The 17,715-nt window shown below is 34.1% G+C and carries 17 protein-coding genes; 8 read left to right on the forward strand and 9 right to left on the reverse strand.

Features of this window, described 5'->3' with window-relative positions:
- Positions 1 to 59: 59 nt before the first annotated feature.
- Positions 60 to 1,079 carry a threonine aldolase family protein gene (locus tag IRZ83_RS03240; protein WP_194566808.1) on the reverse strand — a complete coding sequence of 340 codons (1,020 nt, stop codon included), beginning with the start codon at positions 1,077 to 1,079 and terminating at the stop codon, positions 60 to 62.
- A 151-nt stretch (positions 1,080 to 1,230) separates the two neighbouring features.
- On the opposite strand from IRZ83_RS03240, the gene prfB reads away from it, so the two are divergent.
- The 8 genes from prfB to hemN all read left to right on the forward strand — a co-directional run bounded on the left by prfB (position 1,231) and on the right by hemN (position 9,085).
- Positions 1,231 to 2,329 (forward strand): peptide chain release factor 2 gene (gene prfB / locus IRZ83_RS03245; protein ID WP_157494947.1). Its coding sequence is split into 2 segments (ribosomal slippage): positions 1,231 to 1,293 and positions 1,295 to 2,329, totalling 1,098 coding nucleotides; the frame shifts between segments, so codons are not numbered across the junction.
- A 102-nt stretch (positions 2,330 to 2,431) separates the two neighbouring features.
- Positions 2,432 to 2,878 (forward strand): peptide-methionine (R)-S-oxide reductase MsrB, encoded by a 447-nt coding sequence (gene msrB / locus IRZ83_RS03250; protein ID WP_194566810.1) that lies wholly within the window; start codon positions 2,432 to 2,434, stop codon positions 2,876 to 2,878.
- A gap of 333 nt (positions 2,879 to 3,211) precedes the next feature.
- Complete coding sequence (gene lpxD / locus IRZ83_RS03255) at positions 3,212 to 4,210, forward strand: UDP-3-O-(3-hydroxymyristoyl)glucosamine N-acyltransferase (protein WP_194566812.1); 999 nt, start codon at positions 3,212 to 3,214, stop codon at positions 4,208 to 4,210.
- A gap of 166 nt (positions 4,211 to 4,376) precedes the next feature.
- Entirely contained in the window at positions 4,377 to 6,005 is a 1,629-nt protein-coding gene (locus IRZ83_RS03260; RefSeq protein WP_194566814.1) for an acyl-CoA carboxylase subunit beta, read from the forward strand.
- A 120-nt stretch (positions 6,006 to 6,125) separates the two neighbouring features.
- The gene (locus tag IRZ83_RS03265; protein ID WP_029269310.1) at positions 6,126 to 6,548 is read left to right on the forward strand and encodes a DoxX family protein; all 423 of its coding nucleotides are present in this window, start codon (positions 6,126 to 6,128) and stop codon (positions 6,546 to 6,548) included.
- Positions 6,549 to 6,669: 121 nt separating this feature from the next.
- Entirely contained in the window at positions 6,670 to 7,017 is a 348-nt protein-coding gene (locus IRZ83_RS03270) for a hypothetical protein (RefSeq protein WP_194566816.1), read from the forward strand.
- A 106-nt stretch (positions 7,018 to 7,123) separates the two neighbouring features.
- Positions 7,124 to 7,600, forward strand: a complete 477-nt coding sequence (locus tag IRZ83_RS03275; RefSeq protein WP_194566818.1) for a hypothetical protein — start codon at positions 7,124 to 7,126, stop codon at positions 7,598 to 7,600.
- Positions 7,601 to 7,720: 120 nt separating this feature from the next.
- Positions 7,721 to 9,085: an oxygen-independent coproporphyrinogen III oxidase gene (hemN, locus tag IRZ83_RS03280; protein ID WP_194566820.1), complete on the forward strand. Its 1,365-nt coding sequence runs from the start codon at positions 7,721 to 7,723 to the stop codon at positions 9,083 to 9,085.
- On the opposite strand, the gene IRZ83_RS03285 is transcribed toward hemN, so the two are convergent.
- The 8 genes from IRZ83_RS03285 to IRZ83_RS03320 all read right to left on the reverse strand — a co-directional run bounded on the left by IRZ83_RS03285 (position 9,082) and on the right by IRZ83_RS03320 (position 17,694).
- Positions 9,082 to 9,783, reverse strand: a complete 702-nt coding sequence (locus IRZ83_RS03285; RefSeq protein ID WP_194566822.1) for a sulfite exporter TauE/SafE family protein — start codon at positions 9,781 to 9,783, stop codon at positions 9,082 to 9,084. The genes hemN and IRZ83_RS03285 overlap by 4 nt on opposite strands.
- 7 nt (positions 9,784 to 9,790) lie before the next feature.
- Positions 9,791 to 10,240 carry a FixH family protein gene (locus IRZ83_RS03290; RefSeq protein WP_194566823.1) on the reverse strand — a complete coding sequence of 150 codons (450 nt, stop codon included), beginning with the start codon at positions 10,238 to 10,240 and terminating at the stop codon, positions 9,791 to 9,793.
- Between the two features lie 12 nt (positions 10,241 to 10,252).
- Positions 10,253 to 11,671: a cytochrome c oxidase accessory protein CcoG gene (ccoG, locus tag IRZ83_RS03295; RefSeq protein ID WP_194566824.1), complete on the reverse strand. Its 1,419-nt coding sequence runs from the start codon at positions 11,669 to 11,671 to the stop codon at positions 10,253 to 10,255.
- Between the two features lie 6 nt (positions 11,672 to 11,677).
- Positions 11,678 to 12,619 carry a cbb3-type cytochrome c oxidase N-terminal domain-containing protein gene (locus IRZ83_RS03300; protein ID WP_194566825.1) on the reverse strand — a complete coding sequence of 314 codons (942 nt, stop codon included), beginning with the start codon at positions 12,617 to 12,619 and terminating at the stop codon, positions 11,678 to 11,680.
- Between the two features lies 1 nt (position 12,620).
- On the reverse strand, positions 12,621 to 12,815 hold the full coding sequence (locus tag IRZ83_RS03305) for a cytochrome c oxidase subunit IV (RefSeq protein ID WP_029269296.1): 195 nt from the start codon (positions 12,813 to 12,815) through the stop codon (positions 12,621 to 12,623).
- 4 nt (positions 12,816 to 12,819) lie between these two features.
- Positions 12,820 to 15,009 (reverse strand): cytochrome-c oxidase, cbb3-type subunit I, encoded by a 2,190-nt coding sequence (ccoN, locus tag IRZ83_RS03310; protein ID WP_194566826.1) that lies wholly within the window; start codon positions 15,007 to 15,009, stop codon positions 12,820 to 12,822.
- Between the two features lie 2 nt (positions 15,010 to 15,011).
- Positions 15,012 to 15,203: a cbb3-type cytochrome oxidase assembly protein CcoS gene (gene ccoS, locus IRZ83_RS03315; protein WP_194566827.1), complete on the reverse strand. Its 192-nt coding sequence runs from the start codon at positions 15,201 to 15,203 to the stop codon at positions 15,012 to 15,014.
- Positions 15,204 to 15,300: 97 nt separating this feature from the next.
- Entirely contained in the window at positions 15,301 to 17,694 is a 2,394-nt protein-coding gene (locus IRZ83_RS03320) for a heavy metal translocating P-type ATPase (RefSeq protein ID WP_194566828.1), read from the reverse strand.
- Positions 17,695 to 17,715: the final 21 nt, after the last annotated feature.

Below are 17,715 nucleotides of genomic sequence, written 5' to 3' on the forward strand. Positions count from 1 at the left end.
TAAGTTCCTGTGGAAAAAACTTAGGATCTTAGAATCTTAGCGTCTTAGAATCTTTTTTTTTAAAACTTTGTAAGCGTTTCAATTACATAAGTATGCATTACTTCTTTGTAATCTAAATGTGTTACAATTCTGAGTTTATTGTGTCCTAGCGAACTTATTAAAATATTTTTTTGTTTTAATTTTTCAATCAAAAGCTGGTCGCTATAGCCTTCTGCTAATGAAAAAATCAAAATATTAGTTTCTACTGGTTCTATTGATGCAATCCAAGGTTTTGTACTTAAAACGGCTGCAATTTCTTTTGCTCTTCTATGATCTTCTGCCAATCTTTCTATATTATTGGCTAAAGCATACAATCCGGCCGCTGCCAGATAACCAACTTGGCGCATTCCTCCACCAAGTATCTTTCTGATTCTCAACGCTCTGTGAATATCAGCTTTGCTTCCTAACAAAACAGAACCAATTGGTGCACCTAAACCTTTAGACAAACAAACGGAAATAGTGTCGAAAATCGCTCCAAATTCCTTTGGATTTTGTCTTTTTGCCACTAAAGCATTCCAGATTCTGGCTCCATCTAAATGGAATTTCAAGTTATTAGCGTCGCAAACCTTTTTTATTTCTTTTAAATCTTCTAATTCATAACACGCACCTCCGCCTTTATTCGTCGTATTTTCTACACAAACCAAACTCGTTAGCGGACTGTGATAAAATTCAGGATCATTAATCGCACCAGCTACTTGAAGCGCGTTTATCATTCCTCTGTCTCCATCTAATAAACAGCATGAAACACCGCTGTTAAAAGAAACGCCTCCTCCTTCATAATGATAAACATGAGCATATTTATCGGCAATCAATTGTTCCCCAGGTTGTGTGTGAAGTTTAATGGCAGTTTGGTTAGCCATAGTTCCAGACGGAAAAAAAAGTCCTGCTTCCATACCAAAAAATTCAGCTACTCTAGTCTCTAATTCGATAACTGTAGGATCTTGTTTGTATACGTCGTCACCAACTTGAGCGTTAAACATATACTGCAACATTTCGTATGTCGGTTTGGTAATGGTATCGCTAATTAAATTTATTTCCATATTCTAAAAACTATATCTTATTTTTGTACAACAAAATTACGTAATACTGATAGTTATTCTTTGTGAGTTTTAATAAATTTTAACTCAGCAATAAACTAGAAACCAAATTAACGTAATATTTATAAAAAACATATAAAACTATTATTAATTTATGACAACTACCGAACAAATAAAAGGTATTGTGGAGCGCCTTGGTGCGTTGAGGAGGTATCTTTGACGTTGATGCCAAATTAATTGAAATTGCTAACGAAGAAGAAAAAACCTTTGCTCCCGACTTTTGGAACAATGCAAAAGAAGCTGAAGTCATTGTTAAAAATCTTAGAAACAAGAAAAAATGGATCGAAGATTACAATAAAGCCATCGAGCTTACAGATGAATTGCAGCTCGCTTATGATTTTTATAAAGAAGGAGAACTTTCTGCAGAAGAATTAGACGAGCATTATAACACAACACAAACTCATATTGAAAACATCGAGTTTAAAAACATGCTTTCTGACGAAGGTGACAGTTTAAGCGCCGTAGTACAGATTACAGCTGGTGCCGGAGGAACAGAAAGTTGTGACTGGGCCGGAATGCTGATGCGTATGTATATGATGTGGGGAGAAAGTTATGGCTACAAGATTAAAGAACTTAACTTTCAGGAAGGTGAAGTTGCAGGAATAAAAACGGTGACTTTAGAATTTGAAGGCGATTATTCTTTTGGATATTTAAAAGGAGAAAACGGCGTTCATCGTCTTGTTCGAATCTCTCCTTTTGACAGTAATGCCAAACGTCATACTTCATTTGTATCTGTTTATGTTTATCCGCTTGTTGATGACAGTATCGAAATTGACATTAATCCTGCTGATATCGAAATTACAACTTCGCGCTCTAGCGGTGCCGGAGGGCAAAACGTAAATAAGGTTGAAACTAAAGTACAATTAGTGCATAAACCAACCGGAATTCAGATTCAATGTTCTGAAACACGATCACAGCAAGATAACAGACAGCGTGCTATGCAAATGCTGCGTTCTCAGCTGTATGAAATCGAGTTAAAGAAACAGCAGGCACAACGTGCTGATATCGAAGCCGGCAAAATGAAAATCGAATGGGGTTCGCAAATACGCAATTATGTAATGCAGCCTTATAAATTAGTCAAAGACGTTCGTACCGGTTATGAGACCAGTGACGTTGACGGCGTTATGAACGGAAATATTGATGGATTCCTAAAAGCATTTTTAATGATGATGGGACAGAAAGAGGAAGAGTAGAAATCAGTATTCATATTTTAAGTATTAAGTCGCAGTTTTCAGTCAAAGTAAACTTGAAACCTGAAACCTGAAACTTTAAACGTCAAACTAAAAAAATATATTATGATAAAATGGGCCGATATAATTCGTTTTACGAATAAGGGAAATCCAGTTCCTGAAAAAAGAGTAGAAAAAACAGAAGGAGAATGGAAAGCACTTTTAACTCCGGAAGAATATCAAGTAACACGCTTAAAAGGGACAGAAAGATCATTTAGCTCTGAGCTTTGCAGTTTATTTGATCCGGGAATTTACGAATGTAAATGTTGTGGCACTTTGCTTTTTGATGCGAGCGAGAAATTTGAATCAGGAACAGGCTGGCCTTCTTTTACACAGCCAATAAAAGAAAATGCAATTGCATATCATGCTGACAAATCATATGGAATGATTCGGGTTGAAGTAGTATGTAATACTTGTGATGCTCATTTAGGACATGTTTTTCCTGATGGCCCTGAACCAAGCGGACTGCGTTATTGTATCAATGCAGTTTCTCTTTCAAAAATAAAAGACTAACTATTTTCAAAAGCGATTCCTTAATTATAAGTGAATCGCTTTTTTTAAATTTAATTTTTACATTAACAAAACAAATGTAAGTTACTACTTATCAATAAAATAACCAGATTCTAAAGCTTAAAAGTAACCAAATTCATACCTAATTCATTAAACAACTCAATAACAATAGTGTAACATTAATTTAATAAATTAATAGCTAAAATGTTAATTTTGTAATATTTAAACTGTTATTTTAAATATTTTTCAACAAACACAAAAAAAATATTAGGTAATTAGAATCTAATTGATTTTATTTGGCAAAAAATAGCCCCCTAAATCAATTAAATTCAAACGATGAAATCCTATTCTATTCAAGAAATTAACGAAGTGATTAATGGCGTAATTTACGGCACAACTTCTCAGAGCATAACAGCAACAGAGCAATTAGAAAAAGCTACAACTTCAGAAATTTCGTTTATAGGAAACAAAAAATATGAAAAATACTGGTCTACTTCAAATGCATCTATTGCTGTTGTAAATGAAGATATTTCTATAGAACCTGGAGAAAATCGTGCTTTTATCAAAGTTAAGAATGCTGATTTAGCAATGTCGCAGATTTTAGCTCTTTTTGCTCCGCCTACTCCAATATTTCACACCAATATTCACAAAACAGCTACTGTAGATGAAACCGCAATAATTGGCGAAGGTGCCCGAATTGGTGCCGGATGTTATATAGGACCAAAAGTAGAAATTGGTGCTAATGCAACTATTTACCCAAATGTGACTATTTTAGATGAATGCACCATCGGAAAAAATACAATTATCTGGTCAGGAAGTGTGGTTCGCGAGCGTTGTCATATTGGCAACGATTGTATCATTCATCCAAATGCCACTATTGGTGCAGATGGTTTCGGATTTCGTCCTTGTTCTGAAAAAGGTTTGGTTAAAATTCCACAAATTGGAAATGTAATAATAGGAAATGGAGTTGAAATTGGCGCGAACACTTGTGTCGACCGAGGAAAATTCAGTTCTACTGTTCTTGGCGATGGCTGTAAAATTGACAACTTAGTACAAATTGGGCATAATAGTAAATTAGGCAAATTTTGTATTATGGCAGGAAACAGTGGTTTAGCAGGTTCTGTAACCCTAGGAAATGGAGTTATCATTGGCGGAAGCGCATCAATAAAAGACCATACTACTATTGGTGACGGTGCCATTGTAGGTGCTGGTTCGGGCGTTGTTGGCGACGTTCCTGCAGGCAAAACAATGCTGGGCTATCCGGCTGTCGAAGCCCGTGATGCTTTGAAACAATGGGCAATCTTAAAAAGAATGGTTTGCGATTCTAAAAAATAATCTTAAAATCAAAATATATAAAAACAGAAGTTCGCTTCTGTTTTTTTTGTTTACAGCGGTTTCTAAAATCTTAAGATTAGTGTTGTAAAGAAACTTCGAATATTCTGTTTATTTCAATTGATTTTGTAAATTAGCCAACACTATTTTGTAAAAACATCAATTTCTTATGGATTTAAACTTCAATAAAAACGAAGATCACAATAAACTATTACTTTCAGAACTTAAACAAAAATTTGCCAAAGTAAAATTAGGCGGAGGTGAAAAACGCATTCAGAAATTGCATGCCGAAGGTAAAATGACGGCTCGCGAACGTATTGATTATTTATTGGATGAAAATGCTAAAAGTATTGAAATTGGAGGATTTGTTGGCGAAGGAATGTATACTGAACATGGAGGCTGTCCTTCAGGAGGTGTTGTCATCAAAATAGGATACATTAAAGGAAAGCAATGTATTGTTGTGGCTAACGATGCAACCGTAAAAGCGGGCGCTTGGTTTCCTATTACCGGTAAAAAAAATCTGCGCGCACAGGAAATTGCCATGGAAAACAGATTGCCCATTATTTATTTAGTAGATAGTGCTGGGGTCTATTTGCCACTTCAGGATGAAATTTTTCCAGATAAGGAGCATTTTGGACGCATTTTTAGAAACAACGCTCAAATGAGCAGTATGGGAATCACTCAAATTGCCGCTGTAATGGGCAGTTGTGTTGCGGGTGGAGCTTATCTGCCAATTATGAGCGATGAAGCTTTAATTGTAGATAAAACAGGAAGTATTTTCCTTGCCGGAAGTTATTTGGTTAAAGCTGCTATTGGCGAAACTATTGATAATGAAACTTTAGGCGGTGCAACTACGCATTGTGAAATTTCAGGCGTTACTGATTATAAGGCTAAAGATGATAAGGATGCTTTAGACAAAATAAAAAATATAGTGGATAAAATCGGCGATTATGATAAGGCTGGATATAGCCGAATCAAAGCTGAAAAACCTGCTTTAGAACCAAAGGATATTTACGGAATATTGCCAAAAGCCAGAAACGAACAATACGACATGATGGAAATCATCAATCGTTTAGTTGATAACTCGGAGTTTGAAGCTTACAAAGAGGGTTACGGTCAAACTATTATTACAGGTTATGCCAGAATTGACGGTTGGGCAGTTGGAATTGTTGCCAATCAAAGAAAAGTGGTAAAAACCAAAAAAGGCGAAATGCAATTTGGAGGCGTAATTTACTCTGACAGCGCTGATAAGGCAACACGTTTTATTGCAAACTGCAATCAAAAGAAAATTCCACTTGTATTTTTGCAGGATGTTACGGGTTTTATGGTAGGGTCAAAATCTGAACATGGCGGTATCATTAAAGACGGCGCTAAAATGGTAAATGCTGTAAGCAACTCAGTTGTGCCAAAATTTACTGTTATTGTAGGGAATTCGTATGGCGCAGGAAATTACGCTATGTGCGGAAAAGCATATGACCCAAGATTAATTTTTGCTTGGCCAAGTGCTGAACTTGCTGTAATGGGCGGAACACAAGCGGCAAAAGTATTGGCGCAAATTGAAGCTTCTTCGCTTAAAGCAAAAGGAGAAATTATAGATGAAGCCAAGGAAGCTGAACTTTTTAATAAAATAAAAGCAAGATATGATGAGCAGACTTCTCCTTATTATGCTGCTTCTAGATTATGGACAGATGCTATTATTGATCCGCTAGATACTCGTACTTGGATTTCGATGGGAATTGAAGCTGCTAATCATGCACCTATTCAAAAAGCATTCAACTTGGGTGTTATTCAAGTTTAGTTTTTAGAAATTCTCAAAATACGTTAATTAAATAGTAAAAAACTTATTTTCAGGTACTTAAAAATAAATATATCACTAAAAATTAGTAACTTAGTATATTATTTTTAATCACGTAGTATCATGGAAAATGTAAAAAGTTTGAATAAATGGGCTAATTCGCACACTTATTTACCAGTAGATTTAGTACGTATTGTATTGGGCGTTTTTTTATTTATGAAAGGAATTTCGTTTGTAACAAATGCGCAATATTTACATGATTTAATATCTCCCATTGATCAATATGGAGGCGGTATGTTTCTTTTGCATTATATCGCTCCAGCCCACATGATTGGCGGAATTATGATTGTTTTTGGGTTGCTCACCCGCTGGGCAATTGCAGCTCAATTGCCAATTTTATTTGGTGCAGTTCTAATCAATTTTATGGGACATATGCACTCTGAAAGCTTAATATTAGCGATCGTTGTATTATTGCTTTGTGTGTTTTTCTTGTTTTATGGAGGAGGAAAACATTCTGCTGATTATTACTTTAAAATGCAGCAATAACATCAAATTATCCTCAACTCAATCAATAATAAAGTTGAGGATAAATAATAAACGTATTTTTAAGAAGTAATTAGCACTTTAAAATTTCTTTAATTGTGTTTTATGAACTAAATTCGCGTCCATGAATTGGATTCGTAAAACCGTTATTTTTATATCACTTTTGATCATGGCCTTTTTTGCTTCCCAACAAAGCAATACTGTCGTGTGCGAAATTGAGAACCAAAAAACGGATACTAATTTCTCTAAAGATCTTGCTGATTCATTAGCTTTTATACAACCACAAGCAAGTTATCAATTTGTTGCCAACATCAAAACAAACCATCCTGCTATAATTAAATGGTTTGATTCTTTATTGATTGCTGTTCCACAACATCAAGTTGTAAATGTCGCATCAAACTTTGCCAACCAATTTTCTACTCAGAGCAAGAAAGTCTTATTAATGCTCTACCCTTTTCATTTTTTTTGGTAGTTAAATACATGAAGTTGTAGTTCGAAGAATTCGTTTCTTCTCAAGCAATTAAACTGTTTCTTTCTGGAAACTGTTACTATTTTATTTATTTATCAAATCAAAAAACATGGAAACAAGTGTAACCATAATTGGTATTGTGATTGCGGTCATAATAGCCATTCCTGTATATTTCGCAGCACGATCGAGCGCTGCAAACAAATCAAAAATTTTAAATATTAAAAAGAAATTCAATCCAACAAATCCGCAAGGTTTTGATTTGACTGAATCTCAAAGCAATAAAACGCTTACTATAGATCAAAAACACCGAAGATTTATTTTGATGAATTTCAATCCAAATCAGCAAGAATCGACGTTTTTAGATTTAAAAAGTGTTTCTTCCTGCAAATTAGTTTTAACAACAGATGGCAATTCAGATACAATTCTTAAAATCGATTTTGAATTTCAGGATAAAGAAACTCCAAGAAAAATTACAATTCCATTCTATGATTTTGATGATGACCGTATTAAACAAATAAGCGCGTACCAAGATCATATGTTTGCAAAAAAATGGCTTAAAATCATCCAAGATTCTATTTCACGTTAGTTATTTAATTCAGTAAAAGAGGCTCGTTTTTGAGTCTCTTTTTTTATGTTCTAATATGATATTTATCATTTTAAATCTTTTAATGATGAGGTAATTTTGATGGATACAAAATCCGTTTTTATGAAAATTTCTCTCACTCAAAAATACAATGTCCCCGGTCCGAGATATACCAGTTATCCAACAGTTCCTTACTGGAATGAAAATGATTTTTCAGAACAAAAGTGGATCGCTTCTTTTCAGAAAGCATTTTCAGAAAGCAATTCTCAAAACGGAATCAGTTTATACATTCATTTGCCCTTCTGCGAAAGCATGTGTACTTTTTGTGGCTGCAACAAACGTATTACTAAGAACCATTCGGTCGAAGAGAATTATATAAAAGCACTTATAAAAGAATGGAGCCTGTATTGTAAGTTACTCCCAGAAAAGCCAGTTATTAAAGAAATTCATTTAGGCGGCGGCACCCCCACTTTCTTCTCAAAAAATAATTTAGAGCATCTTATCAACGGTATTTTTTGCTTTGCAAACAAAGCTGAAAAATATGAATTTAGTTTTGAAGGCCATCCCAATAATACCACTTACGAACAGCTTAAAAAATTATATGAATTAGGCTTTCGCCGAGTGAGTTTTGGCGTTCAGGATTATGCTGAAAAAGTGCAGAAAGCCATTCACCGCATTCAGCCTTTTCATAACGTTGCAAAAGTCACTTTTTGGGCAAAAGAAATTGGTTATACTTCTATTGGTCACGATATTATATTTGGATTACCTTTTCAAACAATTGAAGATGTTGTCGATACTGTTGAGAAAACCAATTCCTTAAAACCAGATCGTTTGGCATTTTACAGCTACGCGCACGTACCGTGGATCAAGGGAAATGGACAACGTGGATTCAATGAAGAAAACCTTCCAAAAGATGCTGAAAAAAGAAAGTTGTACGAAATTGGAAAACAGCTTCTTTCTAAAAACGGTTATCACGAAATTGGAATGGATCATTTTGCCTTAGAATCTGACAGTTTGTTTAAAGCCACAGAAAACAAAGAGCTTCATAGAAATTTCATGGGTTACAGTGCTTCAAAAACACAACTTATGATTGGATTGGGTGTTTCATCAATAAGCGACAGCTGGTACAGTTTTGCTCAAAATACTAAAAACCTAGAAGATTATTATCAATTACTAGAATGGGATAAACTGCCAATTGTAAAAGGGCATGTTTTAACCGACGAGGATTTAATTATAAGAAAACACATTCTGAATTTAACCTGTGAGTTTGAAACTTCCTGGACAGATGAAAGTCTTTATTTTAAAGATATTTCAAATGTTTTAGAAGATTTAAAAGAAATAGAAAAAGATAAATTAATTGTCATTGAAGAAAATAAAATTAAAATCACAGAAGCTGGAAAACCTTTTGTCCGCAATATTTGCATGGCTTTTGATTTGCATCTTAAAAGAAAATCGCCAGAAACAAATTTGTTTTCAATGACAGTTTAATGGCAATTAGGAGTTCCTTGAACGAACAAACTCATATTTGATGGCGATATGTAAGGAATTCCTAAACCTAAGCCTCTAAGGATAAATAAAACACCAATTATTACTGCAACATAAGGAATTGCCTTTTGAATTTTATTCCGAAAAGATAATTTTATTAATGAGTGAATGTATACTACGATCGTCATCAAAGGAATAGTTCCTAATCCGAATAAGAGCATATATAAAACTCCAAAACTTGCACTCTGCATGGCGATTGCGCCAAACAAAGCAACATACACAAGACCGCAAGGCAGAAATCCATTTAACAGCCCAATTGTAAAGAGAGATTTATAACTTTTGTTTTTAAACTGATTTCCCAGACTTGACTTTATTTTTGAAATCACGTTATAAACTGGTTTTGAAAAATTATATCTTGAAAATAATTTTTCAGGAAGCAGAACAGCAATTATCATGGCAATGCCTATAATAATAGACATTTTTTGCTGTAATCCAGCCAAGAAAAAACCTCTTCCTAATAATCCAAAAATCAGCCCAATTGTCGCATAGGCAGATAATCTTCCTAAATGATATGTAATAAGCTGTGCGATCTTTTTTGCTTCATTATGGTGATCTACAGGCAACATCATAGCAATTGGTCCGCACATTCCAATGCAGTGAAAACTACTGATTAAACCTAATATTATGGCAGAATAAAGCATTTTTTTATCAATTTACGTAAATTACTTGTTTAGTTAAATATTTTTTGCCGTTGTACTCCCATTCGATATTGACATCCCAGCGTCCTTTAACCAATTTGTTTTTTGGTATCAATAAAGTTGCATTCTTCAACGAAATTGGAGTATTAAAATCAAATTTTTTGTTTGAAGGACGATACAGTAAAACATTTCCTTTTATTTTATCATTTTCAAAAGAAGCAGGAAAAACAACTTTAACCCCTTCTTCATTATATGTAATGGAAGGCTTTTGCTGTAAATCATGCGCATTTTGAACGCGTGCCATTTCTTCTTGAAAATGCGAATCGTGTTTGTAATATTCTTCTACAACCAAATCATTATCGTATTTGCTGTTAGACTGAACTTCAAAAACAAAAAACAAAATAAAAGACATAAACAATGCAAAAGCAATGACAATTCCGGTTCCCCAATTTATTTTCATATTTGTAGATTTTTAATTAAAACTTCGTGGTCCTAAAAAATTTGTGGTGGTAGTTTCGAGTAAATCTTTACCGTTGTAAACGCCAATTTTAACTTTGGTTTTATCGCTTTGTAAAAGAGCTTCCTCTATTTGTATAAATAAGGTTCCTTGCGAAATGCCTTCTTTTTGTATTTTAAAATGCTCTTTTCCAACGTTTTTAATCTCGCCTTTCTGTCCTATTAGTTCAAAATGAATGTCTGTATAATCTTTTACGGTTTTATTGACAATTTTGTACGTATAGATATTACTAATTTTATCTCCTTTATGTTCATATAACTGTCCTGGCAATCTTAAAATAATGGCCTGAACATTAGTTCTTAAAAATAATATCCCGACGAAAACACTTAATAGAATCAATAAAACTGCAGTGTAGCCTTTCATTCTTATAGTGAATTTAAAAGGCTCTTTTTTTGCAATTTCATCTTCAGATGCATAACGAATTAGTCCTTTGGGCAAACCAACAGTTTCCATTATGCTGTCACATTCATCTATACAAGCAGTACAATTGGTGCATTCTAACTGAGTGCCGTTTCGAATGTCAATTCCCATTGGGCAAACGTGCACGCATTGATGGCAATCGATACAATCTCCTTTCCCTGTTATTGCTCTATCCTCTTTTTTGTTAAACTTGGCGCGCCCTTCTTCCTTTTCCCCACGAACAAAATCATAAGCTACGTTTATAGATTTATCATCTAAAAGTACGCCTTGCAATCTGCCGTACGGACAAGCAATAATGCAGACTTGTTCTCGAAACCAAACAAATACAAAATAAAAAACTGCCGTAAAAATTAGAAGTGCAACAAAATTACTCGACTGCGTGATTGGTCCTTCCTCTATCATTAAAAACAAAGTGTCACTTCCAACTAAATAAGCAAGAAATACATTTGCGATTCCAAAAGAAATCAAGAAAAATATTGCCCATTTGATGAGTCTCTTTCTTATTTTTTCTGCATTCCATTCTTGTCTCGATAATCGCAGTTGAGCGCCTCGATCTCCGTCAATCCAATATTCTATACGACGGAAAACCATTTCTAAAAAAATAGTCTGCGGACAAATCCATCCACAAAAAATTCTTCCAAAAACAACCGTAAATAAAATAACAAACACAACGCCAACAAGCATTGATATTACAAACAGATAGAAATCTTGAGGCCAAAAAGGAAAACCAAAAATATTAAACCGACGTTCCATAACATTGAACATCATAAATTGATTGCCATTTACTTTTATAAAAGGATTTGCAATCAAAATAGCCAGTAGAACGTAACTTACTATTTTTCGATAATTATAAAACTTACCAGACGGCTTTTTCGGGAAAATAAATTTTCGATTACCGCCTTCATCAATAGTTGCGATGGTGTCTCTAAAAGCTTCGTCTGATAAATTTGACATGGATTTTTATTTTTTAACTTCTGTGCTATCTTTCGATTTACTCGCAGCGACATCCTTTTTAGGCGCACTTTCATCAACCCAAACTTCTCCTTCTGGTTCTTTCGGATCTTTAGGTTTGCTTCCCTGTAAAGACAAAATATAACTTGCTACTTTCTGGATTTCTTTTGGTTTCAACCCATTTGTTTTCCAAGAAACCATTCCTTTTCCATCACGCCCACCATTGGTTATTGTATGAAAAATATTTTTAATTCCGCCTCCTAAAATCCAGCGATCATCTGTTAGGTTTGGTCCAATTTGTCCTCCGGCATCGGCTCTGTGACAAGCCGCGCAATTTGTTGTAAAAATTTCTTTTCCAGCGGCTAAACTGGGTTTATCTGTCAATAAAACCACTGTTTTTTCATCCATTAAATCTGGAGCAGTTTTTAAATATTCTTCAACATCAATTTTTGCTTGTGCCATTTCTTTTTTAAGCTCCATTTCCTGATCATCTCCACCAAAAATTTCATAACGGGCGAAATATAGTACTCCAAAGACAATACAGATATAGAATAAATAGACCCACCAAGGCGGAAGATTGTTGTCCAGCTCTTTAATTCCGTCATAATCATGATCCATCAAAAGATCACCCTCTTTTTCAATTGGCTGCGTTTTAGTAAGTTTGTGCATTACGTTTTTATACCAAGTGCTTTCTTTCAAACTTAAACTGCTTTCATACTCCAGTTTTGCTTTTTCTTCAGGTGACATCAATTGATACATTACGCGATTAACCGCGCTCATTGTGATTTCAATAGCAATTATAATAAACAAGAAAACAAACAAAAAGACTGAAACCATTGGATATTTAATAAAAGCTGGCCTGTCGCCTGAATCTATAAAATATTCCATCAAAGCAAAAACAATGAAGAATATGATTGGAACTCTTACATATACTGGGAAAAATTTTTTCATATTAAATATCTTTTGAAATTATACTAAACCCTTCATTCAAAGGAATTTCACTCATTTCTTTGATCTTATCTTTTTTATAAGAAAACACCCAAAAGGCTAAGCCTACAAAAAAGAAAAAGAAAATCAAAAGAGAGATTATCGGGTAAATTTCTATACCCGATATGTTCTCCATATTGTGTTTTATCTGTTCAAACATGACGTTATTTTTTAGAAGTATCTTTTACTTTAATATCAGTTCCTAATCTCTGCACATAGGCAATTAAAGCCACAATTTCTCTTTCATTCATAGGAACAAATTTCTCTCCTTTTGCTGCTGCTTTTTTCTTGCTTTCCTCATAACTTTTTACAAAATCAGGGTCGTTTTCTAAGCTTTTTTCGATAGAAATAGCTTGAGTTCTTAATAATTTTTGAGCATTTGCAACTTCTTCTTTGCTATACGGAACACCAAGTGTAACCATAGCCTGCATTTTCTTTTGAGTCAATGAAATATCCATTGGTTCGTTGTCAAACAGCCATTTATAGCCCGGCATAATTGAACCTGCAGAAATACTTTGCGGACTCCAAAAGTGATTAAAATGCCAGTTGTTATTGTATTTTCCTCCTACCCTTAATAAATCAGGACCTGTTCGTTTTGATCCCCATAAAAAAGGATGATCATAAACAAATTCTCCTGCTTTAGATTGTGGTCCGTAACGTTCAACTTCGCTTCTAAACGGACGAACTGATTGTGAATGACAGCCCACACAGCCTTCTCTTATATATAAATCACGTCCTTCAAGTTCTAAAGGTGTATAAGGTTTTACGCTTGAAATTGTCGGAATATTGGATTTTACCATAATTGTGGGTACAATTTGAATAATACCACCTATTAAAATTGCAATCGTCGCTAAAATCGTCAACTGAATTGGTTTTCTTTCTAGCCATGAATGGAATTTTTCTCCATTTAGTCTGTTTTTGCTGATTCTTTGCAATGCTGGAGCTTGAGCCAATTCATCTTCGATAACATTTCCTGCTCTTACAGTCATGATAATGTTATAAACCAAAGTCAACATTCCGATGAGATATAAAGTTCCTCCGATCGCTCTCATCCAATATAATGGCATAATTGCAGTAACTGTTTCAAGAAAGTTTCCGTAAGTCAAAGTGCCATCAGGATTAAACTGTTTCCACATTGAAGCTTGTTGAAAACCAGCAACATACATTGGCAAAGCGTATAAAATGATTCCTAAAGTACCAATCCAGAAATGGAAATTGGCTAATTTCTTTGAAAATAAAGTACTTTTTGTCATTCGCGGAATTAACCAATAAATGATACCAAAAGACATAAATCCGTTCCAGGCTAAAGCACCTACGTGAACGTGTGCAATAATCCAATCTGTATAATGCGCAATAGCATTTACATTTTTTAAAGAAAGCATTGGACCCTCAAAAGTCGCCATTCCGTAACCCGTGATTGCTACCACGAAGAATTTCAAAACAGGTTCTTCACGCACTTTATCCCAAGCACCTCTTAAAGTTAAAAGTCCGTTTATCATTCCTCCCCAAGATGGCGCAATAAGCATTACAGAAAATGCAACACCCAAATTTTGAGCCCAATTTGGCAGAGCCGAATATAATAAATGGTGCGGTCCAGCCCAGATGTAAATAAAGATTAAAGACCAAAAGTGAATAATTGACAATCTATAAGAATAGATAGGACGGTTTGCTACTTTGGGAACAAAATAATACATCAGCCCAAGAAATGGAGTGGTTAAGAAAAATGCAACTGCATTATGACCATACCACCATTGCACTAACGCATCTTGAACACCAGCATAAACAGAATAGCTTTTTAGGGCTGAAACTGGCAACTCAATATTGTTGAAAATATGCAAAACGGCAACTGTAACAAAAGTCGCTAAATAAAACCAAATAGCAACATATAAGTGACGCTCTCTACGTCGCAGCATTGTACCAATCATATTGATCCCCATTACTACCCAGATTAAGGCTATGGCAATATCGATAGGCCATTCTAACTCTGCATACTCTTTTGAAGAGGTGTAACCCAAAGGCAATGTTATAGCAGCAGCAACAATGATCAGCTGCCATCCCCAAAAGTGCACATTGCTTAAAAAATCGCTGAACATTCTCGCTTTCAGCAAGCGCTGCAAGGAATAATACATACCTGCAAAAAAGGCATTTCCGACAAAGGCAAAAATAACAGCATTGGTATGCAAAGGTCGTAGACGTCCGTAGCTAAGCCACGAAATACCATCTGTCATGTTGGGAAAAAGGTACATAACCGCCAAGGTCAGACCTACTAACATACCTACTACTCCAAAAAGAATAGTGGCGTAAATGAATTTTTTTACAATTTTGTTGTCGTAATAAAACTGTTCCATTTCCATAATTATACTTGTTTTTCTTCGGTTGGTGAAAGGTTATTGTGAGAAGTAATTTTGGTTTCGTCGTCAAAAAGTATTCTGACTGAAGGCGTATAATCATCGTCGTACTGTCCAGATTTGACAGCCACTATAAAGGCAATGAAAAAGCCGATTGCTACGAAAATACTAACTGAAATTAATAGATAAATTACACTCATACCTTAAATTTATGTTAACAAAAGTAAGGGTCAAACAACGTTTAAAATATGATAATTATCATAGTCACCGGACTTATTCAAATTAATTTTAAAAGCATTAAAACGACTTCAATTTTTTACTGCTGAAGTAGTTAGACATGAAAGTAACAAAGCTTACAATTGTAATTGTACTTAGAGGCATGATGATAGCAGCTACTAAAGGAAGCAGGTTTCCTGTAATGGCGAAAGACAATCCCACAATATTATAAAGAAGCGATAAAACAAAACTCATTTTGATTATCATAATCGATTGATGAGACAGTTTTAAAAAGTAATCTAAACGTGAAAACTCACCTGCATCTAAAATTGCATCGCAAGCAGGAGAAAAAACATTGACATTTTCTGAAATCGAAATTCCAACATTACTTTGGGCCAATGCTCCAGCATCATTCAAACCATCGCCAACCATCATTACATTTTGTCCTTTTTCCTGCAGTTTTTTAATAAAATCCAGTTTTTGTTCTGGTTTCTGATTAAAAATCAACTCAGTATTTTCAGGCAAAATAGCTTTTAGATTAGCTCTTTCGCCATCGTTGTCTCCAGAAAGTACTTTTATATGATACTTTTTACTGAGTGTTAAAAATAATTTTTCTAGACCTTCACGATATTGATTTTGAAAATTAAACTGTCCAAAATAAACACCATCAATTTTAATATGAAGCGCTGTTTTTTCGATTTCTGAAGACTCTAAATATGAGCTTTCAACAAATGTGGCAGAACCTATTTTAATGGTTTTATTTTTAACAGAAGCCAGAATTCCCTTTCCGGTTATTTCTTCAAAATGATCAATTATGATTCTTTTTGATTCGGGAAGAAAGTCATATAACATTCGGCTTAAAGGATGGTTTGAAGCGCGCAGTACATTCTTTATGAGAATAGCCTCTTCATCGGAAAAACTATTTCCGTCGTATGTAATATTTGATTTTTTATTAGTTGTAATGGTGCCGGTTTTATCAAAAACTATGGTATCGACTTTAGCCAATTGTTCTATGACCAAAGCGTTTTTAAGATACATTTTCTGCTTGCCCATAATTCTTAAAATATTCCCGAAAGTAAAAGGTGCTGTCAGGGCGAGTGCACAAGGGCAAGCAACAATTAGTACGGCTGTAAAAACATTAAAGGCCGTATTAGCATCAATAAAAATCCAATAGCCAAAACCTGCAAAAGCTATTATTAATAACAAAGGCGTAAAATAACGGCTAATTTTATCGGTAATGGTTTTGTGTTTTTGTAATACTTTTTTCTGAAAAATTTCATTGCTCCATAACTGTGTCAGATAGCTTTGTGAAACAGAATTCAAAACTTCCATTTCAACTATTTTTCCTATTTGCTTTCCTCCTGCAAAAACTTTGTCTCCAGACTTTTTTGTAATTGGGTCTGCTTCACCGGTTACGAAACTATAATCAATTTCAGCTTTTTCACTGATTAAAATACCATCAACAGGAATCAATTCTTGGTTTCTTATTAAAAGTCGATTTCCCTTTAAAACATCATAAATAGGAACACTTTCTTCGGATGCATCCGAGTTAATTCTTGTAACAGCAATAGGAAAATAAGATTTAAAATCTCTTTCAAAACTTAAAAAGCTATAGGTTTTAATTTGAAACATTTTACCTAGCAGCATAAAGAAAACCAAACCTGTTAAACTATCAAAAAAACCTGATCCGTAATTCATTACAATATCAAAAGTACTTCTTATAAACATAACAATGATTCCCAGCGCAATTGGAATGTCAATATTCAGCATTTTCGATTTTATGCTTTTATAAGCCGAAACATAATAACCGCTTGCAGAATATAAAAAACTTGGCAAAGCCAAAATAAAAATTAAAACTCTAAAAAATGGTTTGTAATTATCTAGCCAAAATTCTTTTATTTCGAAATATTCTGGAAAAGAAAGCAACATGATATTTCCAAAACAAAAGAAAGCCACACCAAGTTTATATGTTAAACTTCTGTCTACATTATTTTTTCCTGTTTCGTAGTTTTCTAAACTAATATAGGGTTCATAACCTATTGAACTTAAAAGATAAACTATTGATTTAAGTGAAACTACATCAGAATTGAAGGTGATTCGAACTTTTTTTTCTGGAAAATTAACTTGTGATACACTAATTCCAGATTGAATGCGACTGAGATTCTCTAGAATCCAAATACAGGAACTACAGTGAATATAAGGAATATTTAAGGAAACAATAGCAGTATTACCTTCCTGAAAATCTAATACTTTTGACAATATGGCTTCATTATCTAAAAAGTCATATTTCCCCTTAATATCTTGCGGAGTAGCACCTGGTGATTTTTCAAAATCATAGTAACGAGTTAAATCATGAAGACTAAAAATTTCATAAACAGTTTTACAGCCATTGCAGCAAAACTTTTTTTCATCAAAATTGATCAATTCATTTTTAGGAATGGTAAGTCCGCAATGAAAACAACTTTGCTCACTCATAATTTGTTTCTTTTTAATAAA

The organism is Flavobacterium sp. JLP, from assembly GCF_015350755.1.
Lineage (GTDB): Bacteria > Bacteroidota > Bacteroidia > Flavobacteriales > Flavobacteriaceae > Flavobacterium.

What these genes read in the sequence shown, in the direction of transcription:
- IRZ83_RS03240 (WP_194566808.1), bottom strand. Translation starts at nt 1,079, where the DNA reads ATGGAAATAAATTTAATTAGCGATACCATTACCAAACCGACATACGAA.
- msrB (WP_194566810.1), top strand. Translation starts at nt 2,432, where the DNA reads ATGATAAAATGGGCCGATATAATTCGTTTTACGAATAAGGGAAATCCA.
- lpxD (WP_194566812.1), top strand. Translation starts at nt 3,212, where the DNA reads ATGAAATCCTATTCTATTCAAGAAATTAACGAAGTGATTAATGGCGTA.
- IRZ83_RS03260 (WP_194566814.1), top strand. Translation starts at nt 4,377, where the DNA reads ATGGATTTAAACTTCAATAAAAACGAAGATCACAATAAACTATTACTT.
- IRZ83_RS03265 (WP_029269310.1), top strand. Translation starts at nt 6,126, where the DNA reads ATGGAAAATGTAAAAAGTTTGAATAAATGGGCTAATTCGCACACTTAT.
- IRZ83_RS03270 (WP_194566816.1), top strand. Translation starts at nt 6,670, where the DNA reads ATGAATTGGATTCGTAAAACCGTTATTTTTATATCACTTTTGATCATG.
- IRZ83_RS03275 (WP_194566818.1), top strand. Translation starts at nt 7,124, where the DNA reads ATGGAAACAAGTGTAACCATAATTGGTATTGTGATTGCGGTCATAATA.
- hemN (WP_194566820.1), top strand. Translation starts at nt 7,721, where the DNA reads ATGAAAATTTCTCTCACTCAAAAATACAATGTCCCCGGTCCGAGATAT.
- IRZ83_RS03285 (WP_194566822.1), bottom strand. Translation starts at nt 9,783, where the DNA reads ATGCTTTATTCTGCCATAATATTAGGTTTAATCAGTAGTTTTCACTGC.
- IRZ83_RS03290 (WP_194566823.1), bottom strand. Translation starts at nt 10,240, where the DNA reads ATGAAAATAAATTGGGGAACCGGAATTGTCATTGCTTTTGCATTGTTT.
- ccoG (WP_194566824.1), bottom strand. Translation starts at nt 11,671, where the DNA reads ATGTCAAATTTATCAGACGAAGCTTTTAGAGACACCATCGCAACTATT.
- IRZ83_RS03300 (WP_194566825.1), bottom strand. Translation starts at nt 12,619, where the DNA reads ATGAAAAAATTTTTCCCAGTATATGTAAGAGTTCCAATCATATTCTTC.
- IRZ83_RS03305 (WP_029269296.1), bottom strand. Translation starts at nt 12,815, where the DNA reads ATGTTTGAACAGATAAAACACAATATGGAGAACATATCGGGTATAGAA.
- ccoN (WP_194566826.1), bottom strand. Translation starts at nt 15,009, where the DNA reads ATGGAAATGGAACAGTTTTATTACGACAACAAAATTGTAAAAAAATTC.
- ccoS (WP_194566827.1), bottom strand. Translation starts at nt 15,203, where the DNA reads ATGAGTGTAATTTATCTATTAATTTCAGTTAGTATTTTCGTAGCAATC.
- IRZ83_RS03320 (WP_194566828.1), bottom strand. Translation starts at nt 17,694, where the DNA reads ATGAGTGAGCAAAGTTGTTTTCATTGCGGACTTACCATTCCTAAAAAT.